Annotated in this window: 19 protein-coding genes; 18 read left to right on the top strand and 1 reads right to left on the bottom strand. The window is 50.0% G+C overall.

Going from position 1 to position 21,289, the window contains the following annotated elements:
* Nucleotides 1-64: 64 nt before the first annotated feature.
* Genes DEALDRAFT_RS10245 through DEALDRAFT_RS10230 form a run of 4 tightly spaced genes read left to right on the top strand, consistent with a single transcriptional unit; the run spans nt 65 to nt 3,915 of the window.
* Nucleotides 65-1,054 (top strand): ABC transporter permease, encoded by a 990-nt coding sequence (locus DEALDRAFT_RS10245; RefSeq protein WP_008517217.1) that lies wholly within the window; start codon nt 65-67, stop codon nt 1,052-1,054.
* Nucleotides 1,055-1,061: 7 nt separating this feature from the next.
* Nucleotides 1,062-1,985 (top strand): ABC transporter permease, encoded by a 924-nt coding sequence (locus tag DEALDRAFT_RS10240; protein WP_008517216.1) that lies wholly within the window; start codon nt 1,062-1,064, stop codon nt 1,983-1,985.
* Nucleotides 1,986-1,990: 5 nt separating this feature from the next.
* Nucleotides 1,991-2,968 carry an ABC transporter ATP-binding protein gene (locus tag DEALDRAFT_RS10235; RefSeq protein WP_040378910.1) on the top strand — a complete coding sequence of 326 codons (978 nt, stop codon included), beginning with the start codon at nt 1,991-1,993 and terminating at the stop codon, nt 2,966-2,968.
* Complete coding sequence (locus DEALDRAFT_RS10230; protein WP_008517214.1) at nt 2,965-3,915, top strand: ABC transporter ATP-binding protein; 951 nt, start codon at nt 2,965-2,967, stop codon at nt 3,913-3,915. Before DEALDRAFT_RS10235 ends, DEALDRAFT_RS10230 begins: the two co-directional genes overlap by 4 nt.
* Before the next feature lie 105 nt (nt 3,916-4,020).
* Here DEALDRAFT_RS10230 and DEALDRAFT_RS10225 read toward each other — a convergent pair whose 3' ends face one another.
* The gene (locus tag DEALDRAFT_RS10225; RefSeq protein WP_008517213.1) at nt 4,021-5,655 is read right to left on the bottom strand and encodes a DUF885 domain-containing protein; all 1,635 of its coding nucleotides are present in this window, start codon (nt 5,653-5,655) and stop codon (nt 4,021-4,023) included.
* A gap of 113 nt (nt 5,656-5,768) precedes the next feature.
* Between DEALDRAFT_RS10225 and buk the strand changes: the two genes are divergently transcribed.
* The 14 genes from buk (at nt 5,769) to DEALDRAFT_RS10160 (ending at nt 21,272) form a co-directional block, all read left to right on the top strand.
* Nucleotides 5,769-6,839 (top strand): butyrate kinase, encoded by a 1,071-nt coding sequence (gene buk / locus DEALDRAFT_RS10220; protein WP_008517211.1) that lies wholly within the window; start codon nt 5,769-5,771, stop codon nt 6,837-6,839.
* Between the two features lie 17 nt (nt 6,840-6,856).
* Complete coding sequence (locus DEALDRAFT_RS10215) at nt 6,857-7,768, top strand: bifunctional enoyl-CoA hydratase/phosphate acetyltransferase (protein ID WP_008517210.1); 912 nt, start codon at nt 6,857-6,859, stop codon at nt 7,766-7,768.
* An 81-nt stretch (nt 7,769-7,849) separates the two neighbouring features.
* Nucleotides 7,850-8,014, top strand: coding sequence for a rubredoxin (rd, locus tag DEALDRAFT_RS10210; RefSeq protein ID WP_008517209.1), 165 nt, complete (start codon nt 7,850-7,852; stop codon nt 8,012-8,014).
* A 162-nt stretch (nt 8,015-8,176) separates the two neighbouring features.
* Nucleotides 8,177-8,920, top strand: coding sequence for a hypothetical protein (locus tag DEALDRAFT_RS10205; protein ID WP_008517208.1), 744 nt, complete (start codon nt 8,177-8,179; stop codon nt 8,918-8,920).
* 21 nt (nt 8,921-8,941) lie between these two features.
* A complete protein-coding gene (locus DEALDRAFT_RS10200; RefSeq protein WP_008517207.1) occupies nt 8,942-9,238 on the top strand; it encodes an ACT domain-containing protein in 297 nt (98 codons plus the stop codon).
* Nucleotides 9,239-9,264: 26 nt separating this feature from the next.
* A complete protein-coding gene (locus DEALDRAFT_RS10195) occupies nt 9,265-10,623 on the top strand; it encodes a PFL family protein (protein WP_008517206.1) in 1,359 nt (452 codons plus the stop codon).
* A 50-nt stretch (nt 10,624-10,673) separates the two neighbouring features.
* Complete coding sequence (locus tag DEALDRAFT_RS10190) at nt 10,674-11,741, top strand: aromatic acid exporter family protein (protein ID WP_008517205.1); 1,068 nt, start codon at nt 10,674-10,676, stop codon at nt 11,739-11,741.
* A 47-nt stretch (nt 11,742-11,788) separates the two neighbouring features.
* The gene (locus tag DEALDRAFT_RS10185) at nt 11,789-13,444 is read left to right on the top strand and encodes a diguanylate cyclase domain-containing protein (RefSeq protein ID WP_008517204.1); all 1,656 of its coding nucleotides are present in this window, start codon (nt 11,789-11,791) and stop codon (nt 13,442-13,444) included.
* 55 nt (nt 13,445-13,499) lie between these two features.
* Nucleotides 13,500-13,640, top strand: a complete 141-nt coding sequence (locus DEALDRAFT_RS16920) for a hypothetical protein (RefSeq protein WP_008517202.1) — start codon at nt 13,500-13,502, stop codon at nt 13,638-13,640.
* Between the two features lie 374 nt (nt 13,641-14,014).
* Nucleotides 14,015-15,061: an extracellular solute-binding protein gene (locus DEALDRAFT_RS10180; protein WP_008517201.1), complete on the top strand. Its 1,047-nt coding sequence runs from the start codon at nt 14,015-14,017 to the stop codon at nt 15,059-15,061.
* A gap of 25 nt (nt 15,062-15,086) precedes the next feature.
* Entirely contained in the window at nt 15,087-16,766 is a 1,680-nt protein-coding gene (locus DEALDRAFT_RS10175) for an ABC transporter permease (RefSeq protein ID WP_008517200.1), read from the top strand.
* A 14-nt stretch (nt 16,767-16,780) separates the two neighbouring features.
* On the top strand, nt 16,781-17,833 hold the full coding sequence (locus DEALDRAFT_RS10170; protein ID WP_008517199.1) for an ABC transporter ATP-binding protein: 1,053 nt from the start codon (nt 16,781-16,783) through the stop codon (nt 17,831-17,833).
* A 298-nt stretch (nt 17,834-18,131) separates the two neighbouring features.
* Nucleotides 18,132-19,181: a TAXI family TRAP transporter solute-binding subunit gene (locus DEALDRAFT_RS16100; protein WP_008517198.1), complete on the top strand. Its 1,050-nt coding sequence runs from the start codon at nt 18,132-18,134 to the stop codon at nt 19,179-19,181.
* A gap of 60 nt (nt 19,182-19,241) precedes the next feature.
* On the top strand, nt 19,242-21,272 hold the full coding sequence (locus DEALDRAFT_RS10160; protein WP_008517197.1) for a TRAP transporter permease: 2,031 nt from the start codon (nt 19,242-19,244) through the stop codon (nt 21,270-21,272).
* Nucleotides 21,273-21,289: the final 17 nt, after the last annotated feature.

Below are 21,289 nucleotides of genomic sequence, written 5' to 3'. Positions count from 1 at the left end.
TAGCTTTCTGCCTCCGTTTTCTTTTGCACAAAATGCTTTTTACATGGGGAGGGTTAAAGCAACCATGAGAAATAAGATTGTTCGCAGAATAGCGATGTCAATTCTTTCTCTGTTAGTCATTTCTGCTTTAACCTTTTTTTTGATGGAACTGGCGCCGGGGACTCCCGTTTCCCGTTACGCCGATAATCCCAGAATCAGCAGGGCGGACAGAGAACGGATAGAAAAGAATATGGGGTTGGACCGTCCCGCACATATCCGTTATTTTATCTGGCTGCGCAACGCAGCTCAAGGTGATTTGGGCCTTTCGTATATGACGGGGCAGCCGGTTTCACAGGAAATAATGGCCCGTCTCCCTGCCACCCTGCGGCTGATGGGCGCTTCATTTCTGGTGGCCCTCATCATAGCCGTGCCGCTGGGCATATATTCGGCAACCCGCAGGCACTCCATTGTGGATTCGGTGCTGACCGCCGGTTCTTATTTGGGACTGTCTGTGCCCGCTTTCTGGTTTGGCCTGATTTTAATTTATATATTTGCCGTCTGGCTGCGCTGGCTGCCGGCGGGAGGACAGATGACACCTTGGTTTGACCCATCGGTATTTCCGCCCTTTACCCGCCCCTTTGCTCTCCTGTGGGAATACATCCGGCACATGATTATGCCGGTTTTTGTCCTCAGCCTTTCTCTGGTGGCAGGCTGGAGCCGCTATATACGTTCTTCCATGCTGGATGTCATTAATCAAAACTATATTCGTACCGCCCGGGCCAAAGGGGTGCCGGAGCGAAAAGTTCTCTACCGGCACGCCTTGCGCAATGCCTTGACGCCCCTTGTTACCCTGATGGGGATGGACTTGCCTGCTTTTTTTGCCGGGGCGGTAATAGTTGAGCAGATTTTTGCCTGGCCCGGGATGGGGCGCCTGTTTCTTAGTGCGGTAACCAACAATGATTACCAGGTTATGATGGGAATCACCATGATAACGGCTATCTTGGTGCTGGCGGGTAATCTGTTGGCCGACTTATTCTACACCAGACTTGATCCGCGGGTAAAATATGAAGGGTGATTAAAACATGACCGGTATGCCGTCCTTGCAAAATTCTCAACTTCATACACCGACAGGATATTCCGGTTCTTTTTGGCCTGCCTTTAGGGCCAACCGGCCGGCAGTTATCTCCGCAGTGCTGCTGTTGTTGATAACTTTTGCCGCAGCTTTGGCCCCGCTTCTGGCCACCCATGATCCGTACCTTATCCGGCTTTCCTCCGACGCCATCAAGCTTTCGCCTTCAGCTCAGCACCTGTTGGGAACGGACCATCTGGGCCGGGATCTGTGGAGCAGGATGTTATACGGAGCTCGGATTTCTCTTTTGGTGGGGTTTTTAACCATGCTGATTTCCGTGGCCGTTGGCACAGTGTATGGTGCCGCATCAGGGTATTACGGCGGCCGGTTGGATTTCTGGATGATGCGGCTGGTGGATATTCTGTTGTCACTGCCCACAATTTTGCTGGTGATGATTATGGCAGGCATTGTAAAACCAAACGTGTTTGGCATCGCCGCCATTATTGGACTGGCCAGCTGGATGCGGGTAGCCCGCCTGGTACGCGGCCAGTTTTTAAGCTTAAAAGAGCAGGGGTTTGTGGAAGCGGCCCGCGCTTTGGGGTATTCCGATTACCGGATAATTTTTGTGCACATCCTGCCTAATGTTTCCTCTGTTATTATTGTCAATGCCACCCTTTTAGTGGCCTATGCCATCCTTACCGAATCTGCTCTTAGTTTTCTGGGCCTTGGTTTGCAGGCTCCCATGTTCAGTTGGGGCAGCATGTTAAATGCGGCTCAGGATATTGTGCTGTTGCGTCAGGTGCCTTGGCTGGCTTTTTTTCCGGGGTTGGCTATCTTTGTTACCGTTCTTTGTTTCAATTTTTGTGGTGATGGTCTCCGAGATGCTCTGGAGCCAAAAACAATAACCTGTTCCACCAGAAATGCAGGAAAGCGGTGACTTCCATGTCTGTGCTTCTAAAGATACAAAACCTGAGAACGATAATTAATAGCCCGGCCGGTGTAGTTAGGGCGGTGGACGGAGTGGACTTGCAAATTGGCCGGGGAGAAATTGTGGCTGTGGTGGGGGAGTCGGGGTGCGGCAAAAGCACCATGGCCCTCAGCATTATGGGGCTTATTTCTTCACCTGACGCAGACGTGTGGGCAGATTGCCTGCAGCTGGACGGGACCGAACTGCAGACCCTATCTGCCGAAGAGAAACGACGACTGCGCGGCCGCCGCATTTCCATGGTTTTTCAGGAGCCCATGTCTTCACTGAACCCGGTCCTTACCGTGGGAGAACAGGTGGAAGAGGCTCTCCTGACACATCAACGGGCCGATAAAAAAACTGCCGGCAAAAAGACAATTGAACTTTTAGAGCGTGTCCGTATCCCGTCCGCCGCTGAGCGGTTGGGTGATTATCCGCACCAGTTAAGCGGCGGTATGCAGCAGCGTGTGATGCTGGCCATGGCTTTGGCCTGTGAGCCTGATTTATTAATAGCCGATGAGCCCACCACAGCTCTGGATGTTACTGTGCAGGCGCAGATTCTGCAGCTGCTTTGTGAGCTGCAAAATGAACTGGGAATGGCCGTACTGCTGATCACCCATGACCTGGGCATCGTGGCGGAGGTTGCCAATCGCGTAATGGTGATGTATGCCGGGAAGCTGGTGGAGGAAGCAAAGGTAGATTCCTTGTTTTCCCGGCCTTTGCACCCTTATACAAAAGGTTTGCTGGAGTCCCGGCCTGAACTGACGGGCGGGCAAAAAAGGCTGCATACCATTTCCGGCGCCGTAGCGGATATGTGGGACCTGCCGACAGGTTGCCGTTTTCACCCGCGCTGCCCGCAATGTATGGAACACTGCCAAAGCCAGGAACCGCAGGTTTTCGTCCGTGGTGACGCCACGGTACGCTGTTGGCTTTATGCCCAGGGAGTAGCGCCATGACCGTATTATTGGAAGTAAAAGAGTTGCAGAAGTATTTTTCTCCTCCCATGCTTCGTGCGGTGGATGGAGTGAGTTTTACGGTGCGCAAGGGGGAAACGCTGGGGATTGTGGGGGAATCAGGCTGTGGCAAGTCCACTTTGGGGCGGGTTATTCTGCGTCTGCTTGACCCCAGTGGCGGGCAAATCTTCTACAACGGAAAAAACATCACCGGGCTTAATTCCCGGCAGATGCTGCCGTACCGTAAAAAAATGCAGATAGTTTTTCAGGATCCCGCCGGTGCCTTAAATCCCAAGCTGACCATTGGCAGAGCATTGGGAGAGACTTTACGTGTGCACCGTCTGGCAGAGGGCAGAAAAGAGGTGGAGGAAAAGGTAGTGTCTCTGCTCTCTTTGGTTGGTATGGGCAGTGAGCATCTGGACCGCTATCCCCACCAATTTAGCGGCGGGCAGCGGCAGCGCATTGTGCTGGCCCGGGCATTGGCGGTGCAGCCGGAGTTAATGGTCTGTGATGAACCGGTTTCAGCCCTGGATGTGTCCATTCAGGCTCAGATTATGAATTTGCTGGCAGAGCTGCAGGAAACACTGGGGCTCTCGTACATCTTTATTGCCCATAATCTTAGTGTGGTTAAGCACATTAGTGACCGAATTGCCGTTATGTACCTGGGAAAGATTGTGGAGCTTGCCGACAAACAATCGTTATTCCAAAATCCCCGGCACCCGTATACCCAGGCGCTGCTGTCGGCGGTCCCTGTGGCCGACCCACAGTTGAGAAGGAAGCGGATTATTCTCTCCGGCGAAGTGCCCAGCCCTCTTAACCCTCCCTCCGGGTGCCGTTTCCGCACCCGCTGCCCCCACGCCTTCGACCGCTGTGCCCGGGAAGAACCAATCCTCCGTCAAACCGCTTCCAACCACCAAACAGCCTGCCACCTGGGGTCAGGTCCGACATAAGGGGAAGACGCGAGAAAGGCCGCAAAACTGCGGCCTTTCTTGTATGAGACTTTAAGAACCGTCCCGGGAGTCTCACCTGTCCTGGCAGAAGGGCTCCAGTCTTATTTATTGGGCGAAGAGGGCTTTATGGAGGAGGCGGGGAGGGAGGGAGCCGCAGGCCAGGATGTGGTCGTGCATGGTTTTTAGGGTTGTGCCCGGATGCTTTTGCTTATATTCGTCCACAATTTTCATAATCTCTAATTTCCCCATCAGGTATGACTGGGGCTGGGTGGGGGAGAGGGTGTAGCGGCGGATTTCCGCCAGGGCATTGGCCGGCTCCAGCTGACAGCGGGTGACCAAAAAGTCCACCGCTTCATCGATGCTCATGCCTTTGCAGTGCAGGCTTACATCCAGGATGATACGGGCGGCACGCCAGAGTTGGTCGTGGAGACGCCCCAGCTTCTGCACCGGTTCGGCAATAAAACCGGTTTGCTCCATCAGTTCTTCGCAATAGAACGCCCAGCCTTCTATGAACAGGGTGGAGAGGTGAAGTCCCAGTTTGCGTGCGGTGGTGCCGTTTTTTACTGCGGTGACCAGCTGCAGGTGATGACCGGGGTATGCTTCGTGCAGTGCCGTTACCGGCAGTTTGGCATAATGCTGGCCTTTAAGTTTTCCTTTTGCCACTTCCGGGGAGTCATCGGGATTAGGCGGTGTGGTCATGTATACACCGGTGAGTGATTTGTCGTAAATGCCGGGGGGAATGTAGGCGGCAAAGGGAATGAGGGGGCGCAAAAACAACGGGGTTTCAATGATATCCAGCTGTTCCCCCTCAGGAATGGTGGCAATATTATTTTCCATAACAAAGCTGCGTGCCGCTTCCATTGCCTGCCGGACCGCATCTAAGAGCCCATCTGCGGTGGGATGGTTGTTTTTTGCATCTTCAATGATTTCTTCCACCGTCTTATGCGGGTCAATTTGCTGTGCCAGTGTCTCCATCTGTGTCTTTGTTTCCTCAAAAAGCTTCCAGCCGGTGGCCAGCAGTTCTTCACTGTCATAGTCCACCATGTGATTTTCTTTCAGCAGTTGGTCAAAAAGCGGGGTCTGTACCGCAAAATCTCCGGCTGCCTGAGGAAGTACAACTTCACTTAACCAGCGGGCAAAATCATCCATGGCTGCGGCAGTTTCCCTGCCCGCTTCTTTTAACCTTTCTGCCGCTTCCGGAGAGTCTGCCATGGCCGGCAGCATCTGCAAAAAGAGTCCGGGACCCATCCGGGCTTGTTCCAGGGCCACCTCGGCCCAGACCCGGGGCACGGAGTCGGGTTCCAGATTGTTTTTTGCTTCCTTCAATACCGCGGGGGCTGCGGCAATCCTGGCGGCCAGGCTCTCCTGGCGCTGCTGCCAGGGGGCAAAATCTTTGAGGATCAGGGAGAACACCCCATTTAGAATTTCGCTAAGATAGTAACCCGGGTTGCGACGATGGTGTGACATTTCATTATGGTTGCGCAGCATACTTTTTATTAGCTGTACCACCAGGGTATGGTCTACCTGCCCGTCATTGGTGTAGTTGGCGCTTTGGCAGGCCTGAAATTCCTGCAGAAATTTTTCCAGCCCCGCTGCTTCGGCTTCTATAGCCTCCAGCCTGCAGTCGGCCAACTTATGATCCCAGGTATGTATCCCCATATTGGTGGCACTGGTGGGGGAGCGTTCTGCATGCCACATAACGAATGTTTCCACATGCTGCTGAAAATTTGTTTCATTCATTGATTTCACCTCTTGGAAAGTATTGATTCATGGCCCATATTATATCATACTGAATATGGGAAGATATTATTGAAGTCTTATCCGGTTTGTGACATGAGGGGTGAGGTGAGAAGATGGAAAAAGTGTTGGCCATTAATCCCGGTTCCACATCCACAAAAATAGGTTTGTTTGACGGGGAGCATTGTGTACTCCAGGAGGCAATCCGCCACCCGCGGGAGGAACTGGAGAGTTTTTCTGCGGTGATGGATCAGGTTGAATACCGTTGTGGGGCCATTACATATTTTTTAAAAGAGCACGGCGTGGCACTGGAGTCATTGGCAGCCATTGTGGTGCGCGGCGGTTTGTTGCGCCCTGTTTCCGGCGGGGTGTGGCTGGTTGATGAACAGATGAGGGATGACCTGCTGCGATGCCGTTTCGGTGCGCATGCCTCCAATCTGGGAGCGGTGATGGCATTTCCCTGGGGACAAAAGCTGGGCATTCCGGTGTATACCGTGGATCCGGTGACTGTGGATGAATTTGCCCCTTTGGCGCGCTACTCCGGGTTAAAGGAAATCCGGCGCCAAAGCATGTCCCATGCTTTAAATACCAAAGCTGTGGCCCGCAGGTGTGCCGGGAGACTGGGAAAAGGCTACGGGGATGTGAACCTGGTGATTGCCCATCTGGGCAGCGGCATTTCAGTTTCTGCCCACCAGCGCGGCAGAATGATTGATGTGAACAATGCCAACAACGAAGGCCCTTTTTCGCTGGAGCGCACCGGCACACTGCCTGCGCTGGCCCTGATTGATATGTGTTTTAACGGTGAGAAATCCAGGGAAGAAATGCGGGAGCTGGTCACTGCAAAGGGCGGAATATATTCCTATCTGCAGACAAAAGATTTTAAGGAAGTTACAGAACGTGCTGCAGCCGGTGACAGCGAAGCCAGGGAAGTTATGGAGGCCATGGCTTATCAGGTGGGTAAGGAAATCGGTGCCATGGCAGCAGTTTTACATGGCGATGTAGATGCGGTGGCACTGACCGGAGGAATGGCATATTCTGAGATCCTTGTGAAGATGATTGAAGCACGGGTGGGCTTTCTGGGCCGGGTGGAGGTTTTTGCCGGTGAGGAGGAGCTTACTGCGTTGGCAGAGGGTGCGCTGCGTGCTTTGCGGGGCGAAGAGAAACCCCGGATTTATGGGCGAGATTGAAGCGGGAGGCGATGAAATTGAGTTTTGAAAATTATCATCAGGTGATTGCCGCTTTACAGGATTATGATAAATGCCGCATGTGTATTGCCGGTGCTGCCGATGATACGGTGCTGCAGGCCGTGCGGGAAGCAAAAAAAGCCGATTTGGTGGATTTTGTGCTGGTGGGGGATGAAGAGCGGATCTGGCGTCTGGCTATGACCGCCAGCCTTAACCTGCAGGGAATGGAAATTATAAATATTAAAGACCCGGTGGAAGCGGCGGCCCATGCTGTGGAGCTAACTTCAAAAGGCAAGGCCGATATTCTGATGAAAGGCATGGTAAACAGTGCAGATTTTCTGCGTGCTGTATTAAGCCCGGAAGGGGGCCTGCGCACAGACAGGATTCTCTCTCATCTGGCGGTTTATGAGATTCCCGGCTATTACCGGTTAATTTATATGTCCGACGGTGGACTAAATGTGGAGCCTGATTTAGGGCAAAAGCAGGCCATTTTGGAAAACGCCGTAGAGTTCTTGCAGGCCCTGGGGTTGGAAAAACCCCGGGCCGCCATTCTCACCGCCAATGAAAAGGTTAACCCCAAGGTCCAGTCCACCGTGGATGCCTGGGAGCTAAAGCAAAAGGCGGCGGCAGGGGAAATTCACGGCGTGGTGGTGGACGGTCCCATGGCACTGGATGTGGCCATTAGTCAGGATGCAGCTGTTCATAAAGGGTTGGAAAGCCCGGTGGCCGGCCGTGCAGACTTGTTGATTGTGCCAAACATCGAAGCCGGCAATTTGCTGGGCAAAGCCATTATTTATTTTGCTTCCGGCAAGATGGCGGGCTTGGTGCTGGGGGCAAAAAAGCCGGTGATCCTAACTTCCCGTAACGAACCCTCCTCCGGTAAGATGGCCTCCATTGCGCTGGCGGCTTACTCCATTGTCCGCAACCGATAAGCAATTAATAATTCGTTTATTTTCCCCCCTAGGCATTGTGGTAGAATGAATTTAACTCAAGCACAAGAAGGGGGCAAAAGCATGGAGAAGTGGGTTTGCACATATTGTGGTTATATTTATGATCCTGCAGCAGGGGACCCGGATAATGATGTCGCACCTGGTACAGCCTTTGAGGCTCTGCCGGATGACTGGAGATGTCCGGATTGCGGAGCTGAAAAAGAGGACTTTGAAAAGTATGCCGGTTGATCGTTGCAAGAAATTACCCGCTTTGTGGCGGGTAATTTTTTTCCATACTGTTTCTTGTCACATTTTCACCGCTATGGTATGATATCCTTCAAGGGATAAATTTCACGATTATTTGTTGTGGCCACGCATGTGGTCATTTTGTTTCCGTAATGGGAGGTTTTTATGAAACTGCTTAATTGGCGTACATACTTTATACTGGCTTTATTGGTTGTTTCGGCTCTGGTATATTATATCCATTATCTGATATTTCGGGATGTTCACCATATTTTTCTCTACCTCATTGGTGATATAGCTTTTGTTTTTATTCAGGTTCTGCTGGTTACATTAATTTTACAGAAGCTTTTGGAAGAGCGGGAGAAAAATGCGCTGCTGAAGAAACTCAATATGGTAATTGGGGCGTTTTTCAGTGAGGCGGGGACAAGCATTCTGCAGATGCTTTCTTCCTTTGATCGGGGGGCGTGCCAGATAACAGATCAGCTGCTCCTTGATGATACGTGGACTGACGCTGATTTTGACCGGGTTTGCCGGCAGTTAAACAGTGCAACATATCAGTTTCACTGTACCCGTAAAGAACTGGAGGAGCTGCGCAGCTTTTTGCTAAAGAAACGGGACTTTCTCCTACGCCTTTTGGAAAATCCCAATCTGTTGGAGCACGATGAATTTACCGAGCTGCTTTGGGCTGTGTTTCATTTGACGGAGGAATTGGCAGCCCGCGGTGATCTAGCGTCCGTGCCGGAGTCAGATTTTGAACATTTAATGGGTGATGTTAACCGGGTGTACTCAGCTTTAACCCGGCAATGGCTTTCGTATATGGAACATTTGCGTTCCGATTATCCGTTTTTATTTTCCTTTGCCATGCGGACCAATCCGTTTAATCCGGACGCATCGGTGGAAGTTACAAAATAACAAAGGAGGGCAGAAAAAAAGATGCAGAGACCAGAGACGCCAGGCGGCAGCAGAATTATTGTCAGTGTGCTGGGCCATGATAAGGTGGGTATTATTGCAGCGGTGGCCAATATTTTATCGGAAAGCAACATTAATATACTGGATATCAGCCAGACAATCATGCAGGGGTTTTTCTCCATGATTCTCATTGCGGATATGGAAAACAGTAAGATCGATTTGGCCACATTAAAGGAGTTGCTGGCCAATAAAGGTGAAGAGCTGGGGTTGCGTATCGATGCCCAGCACGAAGATATCTTCCGTTATATGCACCGAATCTAGCTTGCCGGGAAGAAGGGATACTGTTTATGTTAACAATCCAGGAAATTGTTGAAACGATAGAGATGGTTCAGAAAGAGCATCTGGACATCAGAACAATCACCATGGGTATCAGCCTGCGTGATTGCAGCCATCCGGATGTTAAAGTGGCGTGTAAGAAGATTTATGACAAAATTACCCGGTTGGCCAGTGACCTGGTACCGGTGGGGGAACAGCTGGAGAGGGAATTTGGCATTCCCATAGTAAATAAGCGCATTTCTGTCACTCCCATGGCCATGGTGGCTGAATCTACCGATACCGACAGTTATGTGGATTTTGCCCGGACACTGGATCGCGCCGCAGAAGCGGTGGGAGTAAATTTCATTGGCGGGTTTTCAGCACTGGTACATAAAGGCTTAACCGTTGGCGACAGCAAACTGTTGGATGCCATCCCGCAGGCTTTGGCGGAAACGGAGCGGGTTTGTGCCTCGGTTAATGTGGCCAGCACCAAAAGCGGTATTAATATGGATGCGGTCTATCGTATGGGCAGCATCATAAAAGAGGCGGCAGAGCTTACCGCAGACCGGGATGGCCTGGGCTGCGCCAAGTTGGTGGTATTTGCCAACGTGCCGGAAGACAATCCTTTTATGGCCGGAGCATTTCATGGTGTAGGGGAGCCTGAAAGTGTAATTAACACCGGCGTCAGCGGTCCCGGCGTGGTTAAACGGGCAGTGGAAAAAGTGCAGGGCACCGATTTTGGCACCCTCTCCGAAACAGTGAAAAAGACCTCTTTTAAGATTACCCGCATGGGGGAGTTGGTGGGACGTGCGGCAGCTGAGCGTTTAGGTGTGCCCTTTGGCATTGTGGATGTATCCCTGGCGCCTACTCCGGCGGTGGGCGACAGTGTGGCCGAAATACTGGAAGCCATGGGGTTGGAGCGTTGCGGTACCCATGGTACCACTGCGGCACTGGCACTTCTTAATGATGCCGTAAAAAAAGGGGGAGCCATGGCTTCGTCTTATGTGGGCGGTTTGTCAGGTGCCTTTATTCCCGTCAGTGAAGACGCCGGCATGATCCGTGCGGTGGAAGACGGAGCTTTGAGTGTGGATAAGCTGGAGGCTATGACCTGTGTATGTTCTGTGGGCTTGGATATGATTGCGGTCCCCGGCAGCACCACTGCGGAAACCATTGCCGCAATCATTGCCGATGAAGCAGCCATCGGTATGATTAACCAGAAAACTACTGCGGTGAGGATTATCCCTGCTCCCGGTAAAGACGTGGGCGATTCGGTGGAGTTTGGCGGCTTGCTGGGCCGTGCACCGATAATGGCGGTAAATTCGTTTTCTTCCAGCGATTTTGTCCGGCGCGGTGGTCGAATTCCTGCCCCAATTCATAGTTTGCGTAACTAACCCCCGACTAACGGGGGTTTATTGTCTACAGCAGTATGGGAGCGATATGTATGCCAAATAAGTTTTATGTCGGCGGCAGGATTATTAAAACAGCACTTGCCGTTGGTCTTTCCATTTTCATAGTGCAAAGTCTGGGTTTTGAACGGGTAACCCTGGCTGCTATTGTGGCCATGGTTACCACACAACGGACTTTTTACAGATCCATTGTCAGAAGTGCAGCCAGATTGGGCAGTGTTTTACTGGGTGCGGTGCTGGGCACCCTGTTTGGCTTGATGCTGGGCAATTCACCTTTGGCCTTTGGCGTGGTCACCATATTCGTGATTCTTAGCTGCCTGCGCCTTAACTGGCAGGATAATATCTTAATTACTGCGGTGGTAGCCATCGGGATTATGTCCAGCGAAGCGGCCAGCCTGCCCATGTACTCTGTGGAGCAATTCTTAAGTGCTTTAATCGGTGCCGTGGTTGCGCTTGGCATAAACTTTCTGTTTGCCCCCCATCATCAGGATGATGTGAAAACAAAGTTGCAGGAAATAGAATTGTCTTTATCGGTGATGATGAACGATGTGGCCCGGGAAATGCTCAATACCGGGAAGGCCGCTGAGGATTTTGAACTGCGGGCCGCAGATATCAAGCGGGAGATAAAAGTAGGGCTGGAGTTATCCAAACTGTTTCAGGAAGAGCAGAAATTCTCTCTCACCAAGGAGACCCAGGCCGACCGCTACCGCGACGCCCTGCGTAAATTCTCCTCACAGGCGGAACGGTTGGTGGAGATGCATAACCTGGCAATCCGAATGGAGGATGATGTGCCCCAGGCCCGGCCCATTGCGCGCCTGTTGCGTTTATTGCGCCGTGTCCAGATCCGTCGGCTTACCGGCAGGCCTACCCATAAAGATTTGCTGGATACTTTAATTATTAATCTTGAAGCAGATTTCAAAGAGATGGAGCTACCTAAAACCCGTGCTGAATTTATCAGTCGCTCTTCGCTTGTCCACCTGTTTAAAGAAATCAAAAAATATTACAGAAGAACCGGGGAATTGCCTCCGGTGTTGCAGGAAGAAGCCAATATAAAGCGCAAATTAAAGAAATTAAAAGAACGTGGCAGGGAAAGACAAAAATAAAGCGAAAACATACAGTATCCAATATCTTACTGTCAGGAGTGCAATTATTGAAAAAGCGGATCAATCCTTATGCGCTGCGAATAACTGCATATTATGTCCTTATTGCGGGGCTGTGGATTTTTTTCTCCGACCGCCTGCTGGCCTTGATGGTGGTGGATCCGGACTTGCAAAACGACTTGCAAACATATAAAGGCTTGTTTTTTGTATCCCTGACAGGATTGCTGCTTTTTTGGGAGTTATCCCGTTCCCTTAACATCCGGCTGCACAATGAACAGCAGCTTTTATCATCAAATAATAAATTAAGTGCTCTGATTGAAGCCTCACCATTGGCCATCATTACTCTGGACAAAGATGGCCGGGTAATGAGCTGGAATCCAGCGGCGGAAACTATGTTTGGCTGGAAGGAACATGAAGTACTGGGCCATCTTAATCCCATAGTGCCGGAAGACAAAGTGCTGGAGTTTCGCCAGCTGCAGGCTCAGGTTAAAAAGGGCGGCTCCGTCTCAGGAGCAGAGGTAAGGCGTCAGCGTAAAGACGGTTCATTATGCGAAGTGAGTTTATCCACTGCAGCGGTTCACAATGAGCAGGGGGAAGTGACAGGTTTTGTCTCATTTATTGCCGATATTACAGAACAAAAGCAAAAGGAAGAACAGTTAAGGTTTCTCAGTCTGCACGATGCCCTTACCGGCATTTACAACCGCACTTACTTTGAGCAGGAAATGCGGCGCCTGGAGTCGGGACGTTTTCCCCGGGTAGGTATGATTGTTTGCGATTTAGATGGGCTAAAACTCTACAATGACAGCCTGGGGCACGATGTGGGTGATAGCCTTCTGCAGGCAGCGGCTCAGATCATTAAGTCCTGCTTCCGGGAAAGTGACGTGGTGGCCCGGATTGGCGGTGATGAATTTGCTGTGCTTTTGCCGGATACAGACCTTAATGCGGTGGAAAATGCCTGTGAGAGGATCGGTAAAGGTATAGCCCGTTACAATGAAGAGAACGGAAAGCTGTATCTGAGCATGTCCATCGGTTTTGCCGTCAGTGAGGAACCGGTAAAGATAGCCGAACTGTTTAAGGAAGCGGACAATAATATGTATGCTGAAAAACTGCGTCGGAATGAAAATGTTCGCAATGCCACGACTCATATCTTATTAAAAGCTCTTACCACAAGAGATTTTATCGGGGACGGACATGGAGAGCGTATGGAAGATATGGTGACGGACTTTGCGCAGTCGGTAAAGATTCCCGAAAGCCGCTTAGATGATATTCGCATGTTTGCCAGGTACCATGATATCGGCAAGGTGGGTATCTCCGAGAGTCTTTTGATGAAGCCTGAAATTCTGGGTGGAGGCGAACTGGAAGAAGTCCGTCGGCATTCAGAAATCGGCCATCGTATTGCTTTGTCTGCTCCGGATATTGCCCATTTGGCCGAATGGATATTAAAGCATCATGAATGGTGGGACGGCAGCGGCTATCCTCTGGGTCTGAAGGGAAAGGATATACCGCTGGAATGTCGGCTTTTGGCCATTGTGGACGCCTATGATGCCTTAACCAGCAAGCGGCCGTACCGTCAGCCCCTGTCTTCCGAAGAAGCTTTTCGTGAACTGCGTGACTTTGCCGGCCGGCAGTTTGACCCTAAACTGGTGGAAGCCTTTATTGAAATGATGCAAGCACGTGACTGTAAGAAAGTACCAATAGAAATCTAGAGGAGTTCATTCCCCCGGCGTTGAATTAAGCGGAAAAGCAAGAGGGGGGATAGAATTGTTCTATCTGGAGTTTGTACAAAGTGACGGTGGCGAGGAGAACAGCCACTGCCAGCTACACAATACTTACACCGGCGTAAAAGAAACGCTGGCACAAACGGAATGGATCCGGTTTGTGGTAACTCAACTGACAGATTAATTTAATAAATTTCCCACAATACATTTAAGCAGGGGGCGCCCCTGCTTTTTTTATACCGGAAACTATAACGCTTCGCAGTTTGCGAAGCTGCTAAGGAAACCGGTATCAAAAGCACGCGTTGAGGAAACTGAAATAAGCGTGCTTTTTTATTCCAATCTTCGGCAAAGCGTGAAATATGAAGTTATTGATAGGTTTACTATGCTATCTTGCTGTAATCACCACTGATTGCTGTTCTCAGTGTTTGCCCATGTTATAGATTAGCAATATAATGAAAACAAGAATCAGATGAAAATGATTATCAATGAAAGCAGTAAGCAAGAATCCTAGCTTCAAAATACTTAGAAACAGCTGTACACAGGGGGGAATAAAAAATAATGAAAAAGTTTTCCGTTATACTTACAGGTATTTTATTGGCAGTCAGTATATTGGCATTTTCCGGATGTGGCTCCGCTGAGGAGCAATTGGTGGTCTACTCCGGTCGCAACGAAAGATTTGTTCAGGAACTTCTGGACAAGTTTACTGAAGAAACCGGCATTCAGGTTGTGGCCCTGCACGGCGCAAACGCGCTGCAGATTGTAGAGGAAAGAGGAAATGTCCAGGCCGATGTTTTTATCTCCAATGATCTGGGCGCTTTGGGGTACCTGGATCAGCAGGGTTTGCTGCAAGGATCGGAACCTGAGGGGATAGATACCATACCTGCCGGCTTTCGTGCCGATAATAATGCGTATTTTGCAATTTCGGTCAGGGCTCGCGGCTTTATTTACAACAAGGACATGATCACCGAAGAAGAAATGCCCAAAAGCATTGAAGATTTATTCGATCCCAAGTGGGCTGGAGTGGAAAACGGTTATGCCATTACCCGTGGCGGCAACAGTGGTATGATCGGGCACGTTTCCGCCCTCCGGTACCAGTGGGGTGATGAGAAGACTGCTGATTGGATTGCGGCAATCCGGGAAAATGCCGGAGGTATTTTTGAGGGTCACGGAGATATCCGCAGAGCGGTTGGTGCCGGTGAACATGCTTTTGGCCTGGTTAATAACTATTACTTCCACCAGCAGCTATTGGAGCCCACCAACAATAACGTAGGCTTTATTTATATCGACCAGGGTGAAAATGAAATGGGAGCGGTGGCTAATGCCGCCGGAGTAGGTTTGGTTAACAACGGACCTAATCAGGAAAATGCTCTGATTTTCCTGGAGTGGCTGCTTGAGCCGGAAAATCAGGCGGCTTTTGTGGGAGAATCCCTGGAACTTTTGATAAACTCAGAATACGGTGCCCAGTATCCCCCGGAAGTAGAACCCTATATCGTAGACTTCAATGATTTAAAAATGCAGGATATGCCGGTTAAGGAGTTAGGAAACTACTTCGAAGATACCAGAGCGCTCATTGAAACTTCCGGGTTGGACCTTGACTTACGATAATGCAGGCAACTAGGAGATGGCAGTAATGACTAACAATACTAATTCACAATTAAATACCAAACAAAATGCAGAGGTTGGGGAGCAAAGTTCCCCAACCCTTCTCCATTTCATAAAAAGGAAATGGCTGAGTATCTGGAAGGGGAATCCGCCGGGGCCGGCGCTGCTTATATTTGGTTTGTGCGTGGCGCTAATCATGTTAATTCCCATTGTCTATGTGGTTTGGCAATCGGTTTTTGCCGGAACCCAGCGTTGGTTGCGCCTCTTGGATGAGCGCATTCCCCAACTGATGTGGAACACCTTATCCCTGACGGTGGCTGTCACCTTTTCTGCGGTAATCATAGGCATCTCCAGTGCCTGGATTGTGGTCCGCACCAACCTGCCGGGGAGAAGAGTATGGCGCTGGTTGTTGGCACTACCCCTGGTTATACCTCCCTATGTGGGGGCGGTAACATATATTATCGTTTTGGGCCGCAGTGGTTGGGCTAGAGACATCTGGCAAAACACTTCCTGGCTGGTAAATCTCTTTGGCGATTATCCTCTGGATATTTTCTCTTTCTGGGGCGTCTTTTTTGTGCTGACCATGTTTACCTATCCCTATGTATTTTTAATTGCCGGCGCATCCCTGCGTAAAATGAACCGTAACTATGAGGATGCGGCCCGTGCTCTGGGGTTGTCCACTTCTGAAATTTTCCGGAAGGTTAATCTGCCCCTTTTAAGGCCGGCCATCGGTGCAGGTGCTATTTTGGTAGCCCTTTATGTGTTGTCCGACTTTGGTGCGGTTTCCATGCTGCGCTACGTTACCTTCACCGCAGCCATCTATGTTCAGAGACAAGGGATGGATACCGCTTCGGCAGCGGTCTTGAGTCTGGTGCTGATCCTGGTTACGGTGGTTATCCTTTGGCTGGAATCAGGAACAACAAAGAAAAACAAGTATTATCAAACATCCAACAGTTACCGGGAGCCTGCTATTTTGGAACTGGGTAAATGGAAGCCCTATGCACTGGGTTTTGTCAGCATTATCTTTGTGATTTCAGTGCTGCTGCCCATTAGCGTGCTTATTTACTGGTCCAACATCGGCATTCGTGCGGGAGCACTTGACGGCAGATTCCTTGGTTTTGTGCTAAACAGTCTCCAGGTTTCAGGTATTGCCGCTGCAATCTGTATACTTTTTGCCATGCCGGTGGTTTATCTGAAATCACGGTACCCTTCACTGATTTCCGGTTTAATTGACCGCTTTAGCTATGCCGGGTATGCTCTGCCCGGAGTAATCGTTGCCCTGGGCTTTATTTTCATCTTCAACAATCATATTCCCGTGCTTTACCGCACCATCTATATGCTGGCGCTGGCTTTTGTGGTTCGCTTTTTGCCTCAGGCTATGCAGTCCGGGGAAGCCTCTTTAAGCCTTGTTTCCCCCCGCATTGATGAGGCGGCGCGAAGCCTGGGGTATCCTCCCTGGAAGGTAATGCTGAAAGTGATTCTCCCTAACATGCTGCCGGGAGTATTGGCGGGCGGTGCGCTGGTTTTTGTCAGCTCCCTAAAAGAACTGCCTGTGAGCCTGATGCTTAGGCCGGCAGGATTTGATACCCTGGCGGTACGGATTTACTTTGAAGCTCAAGATGGTATTTATCACTTGGCGGCACCTGCGGCTTTGCTGATTATTCTCGTCTCAATTATCCCTCTGCGCTATATGCTGAGCAAATATTAAAGGTGGTAACGACAATGTATGATATAGAGTTAAAAGGAATAACAAAAACTTATGCCGGTTCCTCCGAGGCCGCTGTTAAGAACCTCACCCTGAGTTTAGAAAGAGGCTCAATTGTTACCCTGCTTGGCCCCAGCGGCTGCGGCAAGTCAACAACTCTGCGTTTAATAGCCGGTTTTGAACAGGCGGAGGAAGGAAAAATAGTACTGGCCGGAAAGACTGTAAGTGATGGGGGCTGCTGGACTCCTCCTGAGAAGAGGGGAGTAGGGATGGTTTTCCAGGACTATGCGCTGTTTCCCCACCTTACTGTTTTTGAGAATGTGGGTTTTGGTTATAAAGAAAAGGACCGCAACGAGAGAATTAAAGAAGTGCTGGAACTGGTCAGCCTGCAGGGGTTTGAAAAACGCTACCCCAACGAGTTGTCCGGCGGCCAGCAGCAAAGGGTTGCCCTGGCCCGGGCCCTGACCCGCAGGCCCGTTGTGGTGCTCTTAGACGAGCCCTTCAGTAACCTGGATGCGGACCTGCGGGTGCAGATGCGTATGGATGTGCGACGCATTATTAAGGAAGCGGGAGCCACCGCAGTGTTTGTTTCCCACGACCAAAAGGATGCACTGGCCATTTCCGACCGGGTGGTGGTGATGAAGGACGGCGAGATTCAGCAGGACGGTACACCCAGGGAAATTTATCAGTTTCCCGAAAATGTCTTTGTGGCCACCTTTGTGGGCCAGACAAACATTATGGAAGGGGTTATCGGTAAAGACGGCCACTCTGTGGATACTCCGCTGGGCAACATCCCCTGCCGCCATACCCACGACCTGACGCCGGGAACTGAGGTGCACATCTCGGTTCGTGCCGAGAGCCTGGAAATGTGTAAAGACGGCCCGCTGGAGGGACGGGTGATGAACACCGTTTATACCGGCAGCACCATTGACTCCTATATTGAAGTACTACTGCCGGACGGTAAAACGTATAATTTATTGGTGCACTTTCATCCAGAAATAAAAATTAAAGCAGGGGACACGGCCCGGTTTAAAGTCCTCCCGGACTTTGTGGCTGTAATCCGGCACTAACAAACATTAACAACAGGTATTCGCGCACCATTGCGCGAATACTTTTTATATAAATTAGTATATATCAATTGATATACCGGGTTCGTGTTAGTAAAGAAAAAAACAAATATCTATGAACAATATGAACAAAAACTTGTCCGATATTTTTATTTAGTTTAATATTAATAGTATAAATTTTGTGACAATTTAGATTTTACCACCGGAGTCCGGTGAGAACAAGAGAAAGGAGGGAGACACCCGGAATTAGCTTAGATAAGCCAGTTAAACTCAAACAAAACTGAGGAGGGGTTTTTTGAAGATGAGAAAAAAATCATTATGGATGTTACTTGTTGTAGCGATGTTGGTTTTTGCAGTGGCATTGGTTGGTTGTGGTGATAATAACAATAATGATAACAATAACAACAATACCGGTGAGCCCGGTGCGGATTATCCCACATCCCTTCGTGACCTGGAAGGCATGAGAGTAGGTAGCGGTCCTGCCGCCGGAACAATCGGAACTTTCGGTCCCCGTTTCTTTGAAGTATTGGGTATCGACGCAAGTATCGAGCATGGTGGTATCGGTGACCTGGTTGAAGCCCAGGCGGACGGCCTGCTTGAAGCTAATGGTTTTGCAGCCGGTATCCCGGTATCTGCTTTCCGTGAGTACGAAGTGACCCAGGGAGCAGATAACGTTGTCTTTATCGGACTGGATGGTGCAGACCGCGATGCCATTCTGGAAGAGTGGCCTTTCTTTGCCAGAGCTGTAATTCCCGCCGACACTTATGATGCGCTGGATGCAGATTTGGAAACTGTTGGCGTTTGGAACGTAGCCATCAGTCATAAGACTCTGGATGCGGACATCGTATACGATATGGTTAAGGCTGTTATGGAAAACAATGATGCAATGCTGGATGCCCACGCAGCAGCTATTGAAACAGTGCCTGAAAACATCGAGCATATGAGTATTATTCCCCTGCATCCAGGTGCGATCCGTTACTTTGAAGAAGAAGGCTTCACCATTCCCGATGAGCTGAGACCTGATGACTCAGACGTAGAATACGTTTCTCCCTCTACTTTGACCATTGGTACTGCCTCAGTTGGCGGCACTTACTACCTGTATGGTCAGGGCTGGGCTAACGTTGCTCAGAGTGCTCTTGGTTTCGGTGTATCAGTAGAACAGACCGACGGTCCGAACCACAACCTGATGAACATTCAAGACGGCGACTTCATGTTGGGTATGACCACCATGGGCCCCGCCTATGAAGCATGGTATGGCCTGGAAGCATGGACCGGTGGCATTGAGCATACTGACGTTCGTTCCCTGTTCCCCATGTACAACACCTATTTCCACTGGATGGCTAATAAGTAAGTTACAATTTCCTTCCCTGCCGCCCAATTGCGGGCGGCAGGAAGGGAAAGGAGGCTTTTGATGACCAAGGACTTCGAGAAAGATCTGGATAATAAACTAGACGAAAAAGCACCAGACACGGAACTTCCCATGGAATTGGCACCGGATACCGAAGCAGAGTCTTCTAATCAGAGGGTAGTTGGAGGGATTGGCGGAAAGCTTCTCTTTTTTTACGCCGCCTTTGTATCTCTGTTTCACATTTATATCCTAAATTTCCGACCCATGGAGCAGCTATTGTTCAGAAACTATCACCTGCTTTTATTGGGTATTCTGGGTTTTGCATTTTTTCCCGGCTGGGCTAAGGCCAAAGCCAAAATCCATTGGTCCGACTATCTGGGGATGGCCGGTCTTATTGCTGTCTCAGCCTATTTAGTTCAAAATTTCGACCGTATTCAGTTTGTCTTTGGAACAGGACGCGTCACAACCATGGATATGTTGATGTCCCTTCTGGGTATTCTCCTGGTTTTTGAGTTGGCACGTCGCACAAGTGGGAATTCGCTGCCTATTCTCGCCTTAATTTTTTTAATTTATCCTTTTGTAGGACAGTATTTGCCGGGTATATTTGAGACGCCGGCGTATTCAACGGAGCGTATCTTAACCTATCTTTACACTACAAATGGTGTTTTTAGCGCTCCTCTGGCCATTTCCTCACGCTATATTGTTTTGTTCATTATCTTTAGTGCGTTCCTGACCGTATCAGGTGTAGGCACTTATTTTGTGGAATTTGCTTTTGCTATCAGTGGTTTTGCCCGTGGCGGTCCGGCTAAAGTTGCCGTTCTGTCCAGTGCCCTGATGGGGATGATGAACGGTACATCCGCCGGAAACGTTGTGGCTACCGGAAGTTTGTCTATTCCACTGATGAAAAAAGTTGGTTATACGTCAACCTTTGCTGCCGCCACCGAGGCTGTGGCCTCCACGGGCGGACAGATTATGCCGCCGATTATGGGAGCCGGTGTGTTTATCATGGCGGAGATCACCGGCATCGCTTATGAACGGATTATGGTGGCCGGTATTTTGCCTGCGCTTCTTTATTTCTTCTCCGCTTATATGATGGTGGATTATGAAGCCATTAAGCTGAAGCTGCATGGTGTGCCCCGTCATCTGCTGCCCAGTATTTCCAAGACGCTTAAAAGGGCATATCTGTTCATTCCTGTAATTGTACTAATCTATTCACTGCTTTCGGGGTACTCCATTATCCGTGCCGGTTTCTGGGGAATTATTTCCAGTTTCCTGGTCAGCCTGATTGCCAAGGAAACCAGAATGGGCCCGAAACAGATCTTTGAAGCATTGGAGAAAGGTGCCCGCGGTTCAGTTCAGCTGATGTCTGTTTGTGCTGCTGCCGGTATTATTATGGGGGTTATCGCTCTCACCGGTATTGGCGCTCGCTTTGCTAACGTATTGCTGGCCATTGCTGATACCAACCTGCTTTTGGCTTTGTTCTTTACCATGGTTGTATGTATCCTGCTGGGGATGGGGATGCCCACCACCGCTGCTTATGCTGTTGCGGCCTCGGTTATGGCTCCCGGCTTGGTTAGCATTACCATTAACCATCCCATGTTTGCCCATATTCCCAGTGATATCATTCGCTTAATGCCGCATATGTTTGTCTTCTACTTTGCCTGTGTGTCGGCGATTACCCCGCCGGTGGCGCTGGCGGCCTACGCCGGGGCGGGTATATCGGGCAGTGATCCCATGCGCACCGGTGTGATGTCATTCAGACTAGGGATTGCCTCCTATATTGTACCCTATATGTTCTTCTTTGCTCCGGAAATCCTGGGGATTGGTGAACCTGCCATGATTGCTCTGCGGACTACCACGGCGCTATTGGGTATTTTGGCCCTATCGTCCATGGTACAGAGCTACTTCTTCGGTCACCTGGTCTTTATCCAGCGAATCCTGCTCCTAGGGGCAGCATTTAGTCTTGTTTCGCCTAACGAGATTTTCGATGCTCTGGGTATCGGCTTGATGGTACTGGTGTTGCTCTCACATAAATTGCCTTTCATTAAAGAAAGGGCACAAGAGGTGGAAGAACAAGCCGCTGAGGGAGCTTAACAGAATACTGTTACTAC

The sequence above is a fragment of the Dethiobacter alkaliphilus AHT 1 genome (assembly GCF_000174415.1).
In the GTDB taxonomy this organism is placed as follows: domain Bacteria; phylum Bacillota; class Dethiobacteria; order Dethiobacterales; family Dethiobacteraceae; genus Dethiobacter; species Dethiobacter alkaliphilus.
This window is presented reverse-complemented; position numbering and strand designations above follow the sequence as displayed.